Source organism: Streptomyces lomondensis (assembly GCF_014651035.1).
Classification (GTDB): domain Bacteria; phylum Actinomycetota; class Actinomycetes; order Streptomycetales; family Streptomycetaceae; genus Streptomyces; species Streptomyces lomondensis.
Window position 1 is genome coordinate 356,895 of the sequence record NZ_BMWC01000005.1, and the last position, 14,358, is coordinate 371,252.

Annotated in this window: 9 protein-coding genes; 6 read left to right on the plus strand and 3 right to left on the minus strand. The window is 70.5% G+C overall.

From position 1 onward, the window contains the following. Nucleotides 1–47 precede the first annotated feature (47 nt). The 6 genes from IE255_RS19930 to IE255_RS19955 all read left to right on the plus strand — a co-directional run bounded on the left by IE255_RS19930 (nucleotide 48) and on the right by IE255_RS19955 (nucleotide 9,989). Nucleotides 48–2,438: a glycoside hydrolase family 2 protein gene (locus IE255_RS19930; protein WP_190051673.1), complete on the plus strand. Its 2,391-nt coding sequence runs from the start codon at nucleotides 48–50 to the stop codon at nucleotides 2,436–2,438. Further along, the gene (locus IE255_RS19935; protein ID WP_190051674.1) at nucleotides 2,435–3,472 is read left to right on the plus strand and encodes a LacI family DNA-binding transcriptional regulator; all 1,038 of its coding nucleotides are present in this window, start codon (nucleotides 2,435–2,437) and stop codon (nucleotides 3,470–3,472) included. The genes IE255_RS19930 and IE255_RS19935 overlap by 4 nt, the downstream gene beginning before the upstream one ends. Nucleotides 3,473–3,600: 128 nt before the next feature. Then, nucleotides 3,601–4,818: a thiolase family protein gene (locus IE255_RS19940; protein ID WP_190051675.1), complete on the plus strand. Its 1,218-nt coding sequence runs from the start codon at nucleotides 3,601–3,603 to the stop codon at nucleotides 4,816–4,818. After that, entirely contained in the window at nucleotides 4,815–6,944 is a 2,130-nt protein-coding gene (locus IE255_RS19945; RefSeq protein WP_190051676.1) for a 3-hydroxyacyl-CoA dehydrogenase NAD-binding domain-containing protein, read from the plus strand. The genes IE255_RS19940 and IE255_RS19945 overlap by 4 nt, the downstream gene beginning before the upstream one ends. Nucleotides 6,945–7,107: 163 nt before the next feature. Then, on the plus strand, nucleotides 7,108–8,547 hold the full coding sequence (locus IE255_RS19950) for a cellulose binding domain-containing protein (protein ID WP_190051677.1): 1,440 nt from the start codon (nucleotides 7,108–7,110) through the stop codon (nucleotides 8,545–8,547). A gap of 17 nt (nucleotides 8,548–8,564) precedes the next feature. Beyond that, nucleotides 8,565–9,989, plus strand: coding sequence for a polysaccharide deacetylase family protein (locus IE255_RS19955; protein WP_229906492.1), 1,425 nt, complete (start codon nucleotides 8,565–8,567; stop codon nucleotides 9,987–9,989). A gap of 60 nt (nucleotides 9,990–10,049) precedes the next feature. On the opposite strand, the gene IE255_RS19960 is transcribed toward IE255_RS19955, so the two are convergent. The 3 genes from IE255_RS19960 to IE255_RS19970 all read right to left on the minus strand — a co-directional run bounded on the left by IE255_RS19960 (nucleotide 10,050) and on the right by IE255_RS19970 (nucleotide 14,305). After that, on the minus strand, nucleotides 10,050–11,807 hold the full coding sequence (locus IE255_RS19960; protein ID WP_190051679.1) for a glycosyltransferase: 1,758 nt from the start codon (nucleotides 11,805–11,807) through the stop codon (nucleotides 10,050–10,052). Beyond that, on the minus strand, nucleotides 11,804–13,075 hold the full coding sequence (locus IE255_RS19965; protein WP_190051680.1) for a nucleotide sugar dehydrogenase: 1,272 nt from the start codon (nucleotides 13,073–13,075) through the stop codon (nucleotides 11,804–11,806). The genes IE255_RS19960 and IE255_RS19965 overlap by 4 nt, the downstream gene beginning before the upstream one ends. A gap of 210 nt (nucleotides 13,076–13,285) precedes the next feature. Continuing rightward, nucleotides 13,286–14,305 carry a PLL family lectin gene (locus IE255_RS19970; RefSeq protein WP_190051681.1) on the minus strand — a complete coding sequence of 340 codons (1,020 nt, stop codon included), beginning with the start codon at nucleotides 14,303–14,305 and terminating at the stop codon, nucleotides 13,286–13,288. Between the last annotated feature and the right edge of the window lie 53 nt (nucleotides 14,306–14,358).

A 14,358-nucleotide genomic window follows, 5' to 3' on the forward strand; every position in this document is an offset into this window, starting at 1 on the left:
TGAAAACCCGAACACGGCTCTTCACTACACCGGTTAAGGGAGTGGGCATGCTGGAGGCCACACCGCTCGGCGACGGATGGATCCTGCGGCACGAGTCGAACACGCTGCCGGCCTCGGTGCCGGGCTGCGTGCACACCGACCTGATGGCGGCCGGGGTCATCCCGGACCCGTTCCTGGGGCGGAACGAGACCGACGTGGCCTGGGTGGGGCGCCGGGACTGGACGTACGAGCGGGAGCTGCCCGCCGCGTCCGCCGCGCACGAGCAGACCGACCTGGTCTTCGACGGGCTCGACACCGTCGCGGAGATCTCCCTGGACGGGCGGCTGCTGGGCACGGTGCGGAACATGCACCGCTCCTACCGGTTCGACGTGACGGGCCTGTCCGGGCGGCTGTCGGTGCGGTTCGTCTCCGCCTACGCCGAGGCCGAGGCCGTCCGCGGACGGCTCGGCGAACGGCCCGCCGCCTACGCCGAGCCCTACCAGTACCTGCGCAAGATGGCCTGCTCCTTCGGCTGGGACTGGGGGCCGACCCTGGTGACGGCCGGGATCTGGCGGCCGGTGCGCCTGGAGCGCTGGTCCACGGCCCGGATCGCCCGGGTGCGGCCGCTGGTCACCGTCGAGGAGGGCGCCGGGGTCGTCGAGCTGGCCGTCGACGTCGAGCGGACCCGGGTGGAGGCGCCGCTCGCCGTGGAGGCGACCGTCGCCGGGGTGCGGGCCCGGGCGGAGATCGAGGGGGCGGGCGGGGTCGTCCGGCTGCGGGTGCCGGACGCGGAGCTGTGGTGGCCGCGCGGGTACGGGGAACAGCCGCTGTACGACGTCGAGTTGACGCTGCTGCACGGCGAGGACGCGTTGGACGGGTGGCGGCGCCGGATCGGCTTCCGGACCGTGGAGCTGGACCAGCGGCCCGACGCGCACGGCACCGGGTTCACCCTCGTCGTCAACGGGGAGCGGCACTTCGCGCGGGGCGTCAACTGGATCCCCGACGACGTCTTCCCGTCCCGGATCACCCGCGCGCGCTACCGGGAGCGGCTGGAGCAGGCCGCCGGCGCAGGTGTCGACCTCGTCCGGATCTGGGGCGGCGGCATCTACGAGAGCGAGGACTTCTACGACGCCTGTGACGAACTCGGGCTGCTGGTCTGGCAGGACTTCCCGTTCGCGTGCGCGGCCTACCCGGAGGAGCAGCCGCTGCGCGGCGAGGTGGAGGCCGAGGCGCGGGAGAACGTCGTACGGCTGATGCCGCATCCGTCGCTGGTGCTGTGGAACGGCAACAACGAGAATCTGTGGGGCTTCCGGGACTGGGAGTGGGAGCCGCGGCTGGCCGGGGACTCCTGGGGCGAGGGGTACTACCTGGGTCTCCTGCCGCGTCTGGTCGCCGAGTTGGACCCGACCCGGCCGTACACGGCGGGCAGTCCCTGGTCGGGGTCCTGGCGGCACCACCCGAACGACCCGGCGCACGGCACCCACCACTCCTGGGAGGTGTGGAACCGGGAGGACTACGCCGACTACCGGCTGAGCGTGCCGCGGTTCGTCGCCGAGTTCGGCTGGCAGGCACCGCCCGCGTACGCCACGCTGCGGCGCGCGCTGCCCGGGGAGGAGCTCGCGCCGGACTCCCCCGGCATGCTGCACCACCAGAAGGCGGACGACGGCAACGGGAAGCTGGAGCGCGGTCTGGCCCGGCACTTCGCCGTGCCGGACGGGGACTTCGACCGCTGGCACTACCTCACACAGCTCAACCAGGCGCGGGCGGTCGCGGCCGGGATCGAGCACTGGCGCTCCCACTGGCCGGTGTGCGCGGGCACGGTCGTCTGGCAGCTCAACGACTGCTGGCCGGTGACCTCCTGGGCGGCGATCGACGGGGACGGGCGCGAGAAGCCGCTGTACCACGAGCTGAAGCGGCTGTACGCGGACCGGTTGCTGACGCTGCGCGCACGCGACGGCGCGCTGGAGGTGGCCGCCGTCAACCAGGCGGCCGAGGACTGGACGGGGACGCTGACCCTGCGCCGGATGTCCGTCGAGGGCGAGGTGCTGGCGCGGGCGCAGGTGGAACTGGCGGCCGGGAGGCGGACCGTGGCCCGGGTCGGTGTGCCGCGCGAGCTGACGCCCGCCGGCCCGAAGGAGTTCCTGGTCGCGGACACGGACGCGGGCCCGGACACGGACGGGCTGCGGGCGCTGCACTTCCCGGTGCCCGACCGGGACATCCCCTATCCCCGGCCGGAGTTCGAGGTGGCCCTCGCCCCGGAGGGGATCAGGGTGACCGCCCGCACGCTGGTCCGGGACCTGCTCCTCCAGGCCGACCGGCTGGATCCGGGGGCGCGGGCCGACCGGGGCCTGGTCACGCTGCTGCCGGGCGAAGACGTCACCATCGGGGTGCGCGGCTGGCGCACTCCGGACGCCGAGACCGCCCGTTCGGCCCTGTACTGCGTGGAGCCCACCCGATGACGGCGACGCCGACCCCCCGCGTCACCATCAAGGACGTCGCCGCCCGGGCCGGCGTCTCCAAGGGCGCCGTGTCGCTCGCCTTCAACCACAAGCCCGGGCTGTCCGAGACGACCCGGGAGCGGATCTTCCGGGCGGCGCGGGAGCTGGGCTGGGCGCCGAACCTCACGGCGCGGACGCTGGCCGGATCGCGCGTGGACGTGGTGGGACTCGCGGTGTGCCGTCCGGCGCGGATGCTGGGCCTTGAGCCCTGGTACATGGAGTTCGTCTCGGGCGTGGAGAGCGTGCTGGCCGAGCACTCCTGCTCGCTGCTGCTGAGGCTCGTCCGGAATCTGGACGAGGAGGTGGCGGTCCAGGGCGCGTGGTGGCGGGGGCGGCAGGTCGGCGGGTCGATCCTGGTCGACTTCCGGGCCGACGATCCCCGGGTGGACCTGGTGGGGCGGCTGGGGCTGCCCGTGGTCGCCGTCGGGCACCCGTCACTGACCGGGGGGCTCACCTCCGTGTGGACCGACGACGCCACGGCCGTGACGGAGGCGGTGCGGTATCTGGCCGCGCTCGGGCACCGGCGGATCGCCCGGGTGGGCGGGGCGGCGGACCTCGGGCACACGGCCATCCGGACGGCGGCGTTCGACGAGGCGGCGGGGGCGCTGGCGCTGGCCGGGGCGTGGCAGGTGGCGACGGACTTCTCGGGGGACGCGGGGGCGCGGGCGACGCGGTCGCTGCTGATGGCTGCGCCGCCGGACCGGCCGACGGCGATCGTGTACGACAACGACATCATGGCGGTGGCGGGGCTGTCGGTGGCGGCGGAGATGGGGTTGCGGGTGCCGGAGGACGTGTCGCTGCTGGCGTGGGACGACTCGCAGTTGTGCCGGTTGACGCATCCGACGTTGTCGGCGATGAGCCATGATGTGCACGGGTTCGGGGCGGAGGTGGCCCGGACGTTGTTTTCGGTGATCATGGGGGGTGGCGAGGCCGAGTCGCATCCCGTGCCCACGCCTGTTCTGACACCTCGGGGGTCCACTGCGCCGCCTCGGTGAGCGTCGTACACCCGGCATTCGTGTGTGACCTTCACCGCTCCGGGCTACGGGACTGGGCAGCTACGTTACTGATAAGTAGCATGGGATGAGCAAGCGCTCAGCGTCCTGGACCCTGGAGGAGAGCCATCGTGCCTCGTACCGTCAGGGACGTCGTCTTCGTAGACGGCGTCCGCACCCCGTTCGGCAAGGCGGGCCCGAAGGGCATCTACCACGAGACCCGTGCCGACGACCTCGTCGTGAAGGCGATCCGGGAGCTGCTGCGCCGCAACCCCGGTCTCGACCCGAAGAAGATCGACGAGGTCGCCATCGCCGCGACCACGCAGATCGGCGACCAGGGCCTGACCATCGGCCGCACGGCGGGCATTCTCGCCGGGCTGCCGCAGTCCGTGCCCGGTTACTCCATCGACCGCATGTGCGCCGGCGCCCTGACAGCCGTCACCACGGTGGCCGGTTCCGTCGCCTTCGGCGCGTACGACGTGGCCATCGCGGGCGGTGTCGAGCACATGGGCCGTCACCCCATGGGTGAGGGCGTGGACCCGAACCCGCGGTTCGTCTCCGAGAAGCTGGTCGACGAGTCGGCCCTGTTCATGGGCATGACCGCGGAGAACCTGCACGACCGGTACCCGCAGATCACCAAGCTGCGCGCCGACGAGTACGCCGTGCGCTCCCAGGAGAAGGCCGCCAAGGCGTACGCCAACGGCAAGATCCAGGCCGACCTGGTGCCGATCTCGGTGCGCCGCACCTCCCCCGAGGCCGGTGAGACCGGCTGGGGCCTGGTCACCGCCGACGAGCCGATGCGCCCGGGCACGACCCTGGAGAACCTCTCCGGTCTGAAGACGCCGTTCCGCGTCCACGGCCGGGTCACCGCCGGTAACGCGGCCGGGCTGAACGACGGCGCCACCGCCTCGCTCATCGCCTCCGAGGACTTCGCCCGGGAGAACGACCTCCCCGTGAAGATGCGCCTGGTCTCCTACTCCTTCGCGGGCGTCGAGCCGGAGGTCATGGGCTACGGCCCGATCCCGGCGACGGAGAAGGCGCTGGCCCAGGCGGGCCTGTCGATCTCCGACATCGGCCTGTTCGAGATCAACGAGGCCTTCGCCGTCCAGGTCCTGGCCTTCCTCGACCACTACGGCATCGCCGACGACGACGAGCGCGTCAACCAGTACGGCGGCGCCATCGCCTTCGGCCACCCGCTGGCCTCCTCCGGCGTCCGCCTGATGACGCAGCTGGCCCGCCAGTTCGAGGAGCAGCCGCACGTCCGCTACGGCCTGACCACCATGTGCGTCGGCTTCGGCATGGGCGCGACGGTCATCTGGGAGAACCCGCACTTCGAGGGGGACAAGTGAGCACCACCGCCGAGCTTCTGAAGCAGGCCTCCGAGCTGTTCCCGGACGAGGTCGTCACGAGTGCGCACGTACGCCACTTCGACCTGCCGCTGGGTGCCGGGCGCTTCGCCCTGATCACCCTGGACAACGGCCACGACCACACCAAGCCGACCACCTTCGGCCCGGCCTCGCTGGCGAACCTCAACGCCGCCATCGACCAGGTCGAGAAGGAGGCGGCGGACGGCGAGATCGTCGGCGTCGGCATCACCGGCAAGCCGTTCATCTTCGCGGTCGGCGCCGACCTCAAGGGCGTGGAGATCCTCAAGGAGTACGAGCACGCGCTCGCCATCGGCAAGGGCGGCCACGAGGTCTTCAAGCGGCTGTCCAAGCTGGCCGTGCCGACCTTCGCGTACTACAACGGCGCCGCGATGGGCGGCGGTGTCGAGGTCGGTCTGCACTGCACCTACCGGACCGTCTCCTCGGCCGTCCCGGCGTTCTCACTGCCCGAGGTGTTCCTCGGCCTGGTCCCGGGCTGGGGCGGCTGCACGCTGCTGCCGAACCTGATCGGCCCCGAGAAGGCCGTCTCGGTGATCATCGAGAACAGCCTCAACCAGAACAAGCAGCTGGGGGGCAAGCAGGTCTACGAGCTCGGGATCGCCGACGCGATCTTCGAGGGCGCGGACTTCCTGGAGCAGTCGCTGATCTGGACGGCGTCCGTCCTCAAGGGCGAGATCGAGATCGAGCGCCCGGTGATCGACCGCGGCGAGGGCTGGGACCAGGCCGTCGCCAAGGGCCGCTTCATCGCGGACTCCAAGGTGCACGGCGCCGCCCCGGCCGCGTACCGCGCCCTGGACATCATCGCCGCCGCCAAGAACGGCGACCTCCAGCAGGGCTACGACGCCGAGGACAAGGCCCTCGCCGACCTCATCATGGGCGGCGAACTGCGCGCCGGCATCTACGCCTTCAACCTGGTGCAGAAGCGCGGCAAGCGCCCGGCCGGTGCCCCGGACAAGAGCCTGGCCCGCCCGGTCACCAAGGTCGGTGTCGTCGGCGCCGGTCTGATGGCCAGCCAGCTCGCGCTGCTGTTCCTGCGCCGCCTGGAGGTGCCGGTCGTGCTGACCGACATCGACCAGGAGCGCGTCGACAAGGGTGTGGGCTACGTCCACGCCGAGATCGACAAGCTGCTCGGCAAGGGCCGTATCAACCAGGACAAGGCCAACCGCCTCAAGGCGCTGGTGACCGGTGTGCTGGACAAGGCCGAGGGCTTCGCGGACGCGGACTTCATCATCGAGGCCGTGTTCGAGGAGATGGGCGTCAAGCAGAAGGTGTTCGCGGAGGTCGAGGCGGTCGCCCCGGCGCACGCGGTCCTCGCCACCAACACCTCCTCGCTGTCGGTGTCGGAGATGGCGTCGAAGCTGAAGCACCCCGAGCGGGTCGTCGGCTTCCACTTCTTCAACCCGGTCGCCGTGCTGCCGCTGCTGGAGATCGTCCGCGGTGAGCAGACCGACGACGCCTCCCTGGCCACGGCGTTCGGCGTCGCCAAGAAGCTGAAGAAGACCGCGGTCCTCGTGAAGGACGCCCCGGCGTTCGTCGTGAACCGCATCCTGACCCGCTTCATGGGCGAGATCCAGAACGTCATCGACGAGGGCACCCCCGTCGAGGTCGCCGAGAAGGCCGTCGAGCCGCTGGGCCTGCCGATGTCGCCGCTGGTCCTGCTGGAGCTGGTCGGCCCGGCGATCGGCCTGCACGTCTCCGAGACGCTCAACAAGGCGTTCCCGGACCGCTTCACGGTCTCCCCGAACCTCAAGGCGGTCGTCGAGGCGGGCAAGCGCGGCTTCTACGTCTACGACAGCGGCAAGCCGGAGCTGGACCCGGAGGTCGCCGCGCTGCTGAAGCAGGGCGACAGCGTCCTGACGGAGGAGCAGGTGCGCGAGCGCGTGCTGGACGCGGTGGCGCAGGAGATCGGGCTCATGCTCGACGAGGGCGTCGTCGCCGAGGCCCAGGACATCGACCTGTGCCTCATCACGGGCGCCGGCTGGCCGTTCCACCTGGGCGGCATCACGCCGTACCTGGACCGCGAGGGCGTCTCCGAGCGCGTCAACGGCAAGAAGTTCCTGGCTCCGGGCGTGGCGAGCGTCCCGGCGTAACGCGTTACCCCTGAGGGGGGTGGGGCGTGCGGTAACAATCCGTGCACCCGCCCCCCTTTGTGTATGCCGCCACGGATAGGATCCTCACACAATCCGACCATTGTTTACCTGGCCCTGACGGTCTCCACCCAAGACCACCGGGTGTCCATCGAAGGAGTCTTCCGTGGCGTCCTCCCGTCGCCGAACACCCCGACGCCGGGTTTGGCCCAAGATCAGGCTCCTGCTCCTCGTCGCCGTGGTCGCCGCCGGAGGTACGGCGCTCTACCCGGTGTGGAAGGCGGCGAACCCGGACCCGCCCGAGCTGAAGGTCCGCTACCGGACCGACACTCCGGCGACGGCGGCGGTGGCCAAGCCGTCACTGGAGGTCTTCAACGACACGGACAAGCCCCTGCCGTTGAGCGAGGTGACGCTCCGGTACTGGTTCACCGCCGAGGACTCCGCCTCGTACGCCTTCAACTGTGTGAACGCCGTCTTCGGCTGCTCGAACGTGGCCGGGCGGATCGTCGCGATGGACAAGCCCACCGACACCGCCGACCACTACCTGGAGCTCCGGTTCACCGAGGGCGCGGGCGATCTCGAGCCCGGCGCCAACAGCAAGGGCATCGACGTCCAGCTCTTCCGCACCGACCACAAGAAGCTGAAGCAGTCCGACGACCGCTCCTTCGACGCCGGGATGACGTCCTACAAGGAGGCGGAGAAGGTCACCGCGTACAAGCGGGGCGTCCTCGCCTGGGGCGAGGAGCCGGACGGCACCAAGGCGAGCGACGAGAAGAAGGCGACGGCGAAGGCCGCACCCGACCCGCTGCCGGCCCCGCCGGCCGGGGTGCTGTTCGACGACTTCTCCTACCAGGGCCCCAAGGACCCCGCCCTGTTCAAGCACGGCTGGCTGGTCCGCACCAGCAAGGGCGGTCCCGGCATCGAGAACACCTGGTCGGCGGAGGGCGTCAGCTTCCCCACCGCCGGGGGCTCCCACGCGGACGGCCAAGTGCTCAACCTGCGGGCGAGCACGGACGGCACCAAGGCCGGGACCAGGCAGGCGAGCCTCGGCACGGCCGCGGCCAAGTTCCGCGACGGCACCTACGCGGCCCGCATCCACCTCAGCGACAAGCCGGCCACCGGTGACGGCGGCGACCACGTCAACCAGACCTTCTACACCATCGGCGGCAAGGGCTCGACGTACAGCGAGCTGGACAACGAGTACATGCCGAACGGCGGCTGGGGCCGGCCCGGGCCCAAGCTCGACACGGTGACCTGGTACGACCACAAGACGAACGACCGCGTCTACGAGACCACGAACAAGAGTCTCGACGCCTGGCACACCATGCTGATCCGGGTGAAGGACGGTGTCGTCGCCTACTGGCTCGACGGCAAGAAGCTCTTCGTCAGCAGCGGGAAGTACGCCCCGCGCGCGGACATGTCCGTGAACTTCAACCACTGGTTCATTGATCTGCCGTTCAAGGGGGAACGCGCCTGGGACATGAAGGTCGACTGGCTCTACTACAACGCGAACGACACGCTGTCGGCGAAGGAAGTCCAGTCCGAGGTCGAGGACTTCACGAACGACGGCATGCACTACTTCGACACGGTCCGGGGGTCCCGGTGAGGAAGAAACAACCAGTGGTGAGCCGGCGCAACGCGCTGCTCCTGGGCGGAACGGGAGGGGCCGCCCTGGCGGGCGGTGGTGCCTGGCTGGGGAACGTGGCGGCGCAGCCCGCCGCCGCTGAGGCGGTCGAGGCGGCCATCGGGGGCCTGACCACCCCGCCGTCCTACGCCCCGTCGGGCCGCCGCCCCAAGTACCGCCGGGCCAGTTGGTCCCAGCAGTTCCAGGCCGGCCACGGCTGGACGCCGGGGGGCGCGGGCACCGCGTCGGCCGAGGCGAACGACAAGTCCGTCTTCGTCCGCGGCACCCAGTCGGTCCGGGTGACCACGAACGGCACCGGCAAGCAGTCCTACGTCCGCAGGACCGGCCTGCCCGCGCTGAACCTGACCGGCAAGATGATCCGGCTCGTCTTCCGCGTCGACGACGTGACGAACCTGGCCAAGATGGTCTTCTACCTGGGCAGCGGCTCCCTCGCGAACCACTTCTCCTGGTCGTTCCACGCGCACTCCAAGACGGCGGCCAACTACGTCCAGTCCGGCGAGTGGGTGACGGTCCACCTCCAGTGGGCGGACGTCAACGGGGCGGCCGGGACGTACTCCATCGGTGCCGGCGGCAAGCCGTCCACGAAGACCGGCTTCACCGACATGTCGTTCGCCGTGTACGACAACGCGGGCGGCCCGGTGACCTACCGCCTCCAGGCCGTGGAGCTGATACCGGACACGGTCTCGGTCTTCCCCAAGGGCGTCGTCTCCCTCACGTTCGACGACTCCCACAAGTCCGTCCACGACCTGGCCCGGCCGGTCATGGACCGCTTCGGCTTCCCCGGCACGGTCTACAACATCGCCGACGCCATCGGCATCGGCAGCTTCCTGACGGTCGAGCAGATGCGGTCGATGCAGGACTTCTCCGGCTGGGAGATGGCGGGCCACTCGTACGCCAACGCCGTCCACACGGCCAGCTACCCCAAGCTCACCGCCGAGCAGGCCGACGACGACTTCCGGAAGCTGCGCGAGTGGCTGGTGTCCAACGGCTTCACCAGCGAGCACTTCGCCTATCCGCACGGCGCGTTCCAGAAGACGACGGACGGTGTCCCGGTCGACCAGATCGCGAGCCGGCACTTCACCACGGCCCGTTCGATCATCTCCGAGACGATCGAGTCGTTCGCCCCGGCGATGCCGTACCGCCTCAAGGCGCTGACCGGCATCAACGACGGCACCGGCATCGGCGGTACGGCACTGTCCAAGCTGACGGGCGCGGGCGGCCGGCTCGACCGGTGCGTGAACAGCGGTGACTGGCTGATCCTCTGCCTGCACAAGGTCGTCGACGGCGCCCCGGCGACGAGCACCGAGATCGGCAAGGCGGGCCTGGAGACGCTGATGAAGGCGATCGACGACCGGGACATCCCGGTGCTGACGGTCGAGGAGGCGATGGCCTCGTACACCTGAGGCCCCAGCACGACAGGGGGGCGGCCGTGCGGCCGCCCCCCTGTCGTGTCTTCTACGGCGCTACCAGCCGCCCTGCCCGTAGCCCTGCCCGTGCCCCTGTCCCTGGCCCTGCTGCCAGGACGGGTCCTGGTACGGATACCCGCCCTGCTGCGGGTCGTGGCCCTGGCCCGGGTACGGCTGCTGGTACGGGTCGTATCCGCCCTGCCACTGCTGCCGGCCGGCCGGTTCCGGCGTCCCCCAGCTCACGCGCTGCTGCGGGACACCCGCGTGCTGCTCCTCGTCGTAGCCCGGGATCGGCTGCGGCTGGGCCGGGATGCCGCCCGCCGGGCGGGGCCGGGTGCGCAGGGCCACGCCCTCCAGACGCATCAGCTGGAGCGTCTCGGTGACCTTCTTGTCGGAGTACGGGTCCTCCTCCTCGAAGATCTCCGTCACCTCGGACTCGTGGTCACCGGCCACGGACACCTCGACACCGCCCTGGCGGGTGCCCCAACTGCCCTTGTGCAGGGTGAACAGGGCGTAGAACCGCAGCGGGGTCAGCAGCGTCAGCTGGATGACGCCGTAGATGGGCGCGAGCAGGAACATGCCGAACCGCTTGACGAAGCCCATGCCGCGGCGCGGGAAGTCCAGGTAGCGCACATTGCGGAGGTAGCCCATCAGCACCATGAAGATGAGGTAGTCGCCGATGTGGTGGACGAACTGCTCGGGCTTGATGATCGGCAGGATGACCATCGAGTAGAACATCGCCGAGCCGAAGACCAGCCACAGCGCGAGTTCCATGCAGGTCAGCCAGAAGGCCGGCCGGTACTTCTTCTGGTGCCGGAAGGCCCACAGGGACTCGCGGAAGAAGGACTTGTTCCAGCGGACCTGCTGGCGCAGGAAGTGCGGCAGCTTCTCGGGGACGGCGGTGTAGCCGACGGCCGTCTCCTGGAAGACGACCTGGCCTTCCATCAGGCAGTAGTTGGTCATGCGGCGGTCGTCGCCGAAGACGGCCGGCTTGCCCAGGAACTGCTGGTTGAGGAAGTCCGGCAGGTACTTGCGCACCAGCGTGCCGCGGTACGCGGAGAGCGCGCCGCAGCAGCACAGGACCGACTTCAGCCGCGAGTAGGCGGCCCGCTCGAAGAGGAACGAGTTGCCGTAGCGCAGGTCCTGGAGGCGGGTGAAGATGTTGCTGTCGTGGTTGAGCGCCAGCACCATGCCGGTGGAGGCCATGATCTTCTCGTCGGCCAGCGGCAGCAGCAGCTCGCGCACGGTGTCCCGGGACAGGACCGTGTCCGAGTCGACGCAGAGGAAGATGTCCGAGTACGGGGCGGCCTCGAAGCCCAGCGCCAGCGCCTCGCGCTTGCCCTTGTTCTCGGGCTGCACGCTGACCGTGTACTTGACGCCCTTGGCCTCGAACTCGCGGCGCATCTTCTTCGCGGCCCTGATACCGGAGTCGTTGGCGCTGGCGTCGTCGATGATGTGGATCTCGTTCGGCAGGCGGCTCTGCGCGAGGAGGCTGCGCATGCCCTGCTCGAACATCACCGGGTCCTCGTTGTAGATCGGGATGACCGCGGTGACCCAGGCGTTCTCCAGGTACTCCAGCTCCTCCCGCCCGGCCTTGGCCGGACGGTAGAAGAGGGCGCCGAACATCTTCAGGGACAGCAGTCCCATGGCGCCCATCGAGTACAGGTGCAGGGAGCCGGCGTCGAGCCGGGTGGCGATCAGCGCGGCCAGGCCCAGGAAGACGAAGTACGAGACCTTCAGGTGCCGCCGCTTGCGGTGCGCGCGGCGGCCACCGGAGTCGACGGCCCCGGGTATGTACGTGTCTTCGGAAGTCACAGCTTGACCACCCGCGGGTGGTCGGCGGACTTGCCCCGGGTGTCGAAGAGCGCCCGGGCCCGGTCCGCCAGCACGTCCAGGTCGATCTCGCGGTGCGGCTGGAGCAGGATGGTGAGGTCGGCGTCCTCGGCGGCGGCCAGGTAGTTCCCGGCCCGCTCGACGGGCTCGCCGCCGACCCGCCACTCCTCGACCCGCGGGTCGAAGTAGACCAGCTCGGCGCCGCGCGCGAGGAGGTTCTCCGCGACGGCCAGCGCCGGGCTCTCCCGCTGGTCGGAGATGTCCGGCTTGTACGTCACACCGAGCAGCAGCACGCGGGATCCGCGCACGGCCTTGCCCTGGTCGTTCAGCAGATCGGCCGCGCGGTTCACGACGTGCACGGGCATCCGCTGGTTGATCTCCTGCGCCAGCTCCACGAACCGGAACGGGATGCCCAGCGAACGCACCTTGTACGACAGGTAGTTGGGGTCGATCGGGATGCAGTGCCCGCCGACGCCGGGGCCGGGGTAGAAGGGCGCGAAGCCGAACGGCTTGGTGGACGCGCACCGGATGGCGTCCCACAGGTCGACGCCGATCTCACGGCAGAACATCGACATCTCGTTGACGAGGGCGATGTTGACGTGCCGGTAGGTGTTCTCCAGCAGCTTGGCCATCTCGGCCTCGCGGGTGCCCTTGGCCTCGACGACCCGGTTCACGAACCGCTCGTAGAGGGCGCGGGCGGCCTTGGTGCAGTCGGCCGTGATGCCGCCGACCACCTTGGGCGTGTTCTCCAGGCCGAAGGAGGCGTTGCCCGGGTCGATGCGCTCCGGGGAGAAGGCGAGGTGGAAGTCGGCTCCGACGCGCAGCCCGCCGGCCTCCAGCCGCGGCCGGACGACCTCGTCGGTCGTGCCCGGGTACGTCGTCGACTCCAGCACGACGAGCGTGCCGGCCCGCAGGTGGGCGGCGATGTCCTCGACGGCGGCGTGCACCGCGCCGAGGTCGGGAGCGCCGTGCTCGGTGAGCGGCGTCGGAACGCACACGACCACCGCGGCGGCATCGGCGATGACCCCGGGCCGGTCCGTGGCCTCGAAGCCCTGCTCCCGCATGGCGCGTACGTCGGCGTCGCTGATGTCGTCCACATGCGAACGGCCGGCGTTCAGCCCGTCGACGACCCGTCGGCTGCGGTCGAGACCGACCACCTTCAGGCCGGCGGCAGCCGCGGACCTGGCCAACGGCAGCCCCACGTAACCGAGTCCGACCACGACAAGATCCACCGTGGAGGATCTGCTCACGACATCATTCCCAACCCCCGGTTGCCACGGCCCCGGCCGGACGCACAGCAACCAGCCCCCCGAGCAAATTCGAACAAGTCCGAGGAGGTTAACAAGACCTTCACTTTTTGACCACGTTTACCCGAGGTGCGCCTTGTCACGCACACATCCGTACAACCCTCGACACACTTCGTGTGTCTGGAGCGACAGGAGCCTCAGAAGAACGGGGTGTCAGATCTCCCGCCAGGCCTCCAGCGCGAGCCCCGGCTCGTCCTTGCGCCGGGTGAGCAGCAGCGTGCCGGTCGACGGGGAGAGGGAGGCCGCGACGACCTCGTCGTGCTCGTCGAGCGCCAGCGACACCATGGCGTCGGCGGGCAGCTGGGGGCCGGACTCGGTCCACCAGGCACCGGCCGACTCCTGTTCGGTCGGATAGGCGGCGAAGGCGACCCGGCCGCTCGCCGACCGCTGGGCGAGCACGGTGCAGTCGTGCCCCTCGATGTGGCAGCGCACGGCGGAGACCGGCCCCGGTCCGGCGGAGGCGAGGAGGGTCACGGGCTTCTCACCGGGGCGCCAGGCGCACAGATCCCCCGAGCCGTCCGTGAAGAAGAGGGTGGTGTGCTCGGCGGACGTGGCGAGCGCGCGCAGGGTTCCCGCCCGGACGGCCACATCGACGCCCTCGGTCCGGACCGGCGTCTTCCCGTCCCCCTCCTGCCGCCAGTGCAGGATCCCCCCGGGGATGGCGGCGTACACCTCCACCAGCCCCGACTCCCCCGTCACCGCGGCCAACTCCCCCTCGACGTCATGCCCTTCGAGGTTCTGCCAGGGGCCCCAGCCGCCCTTGACCTTCTGGTTGCGCAGGCTCACCCCACCGCCCTTGTTCCGGACGAAGACGTAGCCGCGCCCCGCGCCGTCGACGGCGACGGCCGGCGGGCCCGTCCGGTCGCCCTTCCTGTCGGGGTGCCCGATCGGGATCCAGTCCAGGGGCGCGAGCCCCGGCCGGAAGTGCGTGGAGTGCACCAGGCCGGACTCCCCCGGCACGGTGGGCCGCCAGGCGGCCAGATGGGCGTACCCGTCGGCGCCCTGGCCGACCGCCGGGCCCGGGTGCAGCTTCTGGTCGCCGCCGACCGTGCGGGGCGTGTCGTCCCAGAGGCCGGCGGGGCCGCGCTCCGCACGGCACAGGACGGCGTCGCCGGAGGGCAGATAGACGGTGAGGCGGCCGTCGCGGCCGCGGATGAGCCAGTCGCCGTTCACCAGTTCACTTTATGCGGGCCGGACCGCCCGCCGCGCGGCCCGCCCCTGCCGGG

Coding starts and splice junctions, on each gene's coding strand:
- IE255_RS19935 (WP_190051674.1), top strand. CDS start 2,435: ATGACGGCGACGCCGACCCCCCGCGTCACCATCAAGGACGTCGCCGCC.
- IE255_RS19930 (WP_190051673.1), top strand. CDS start 48: ATGCTGGAGGCCACACCGCTCGGCGACGGATGGATCCTGCGGCACGAG.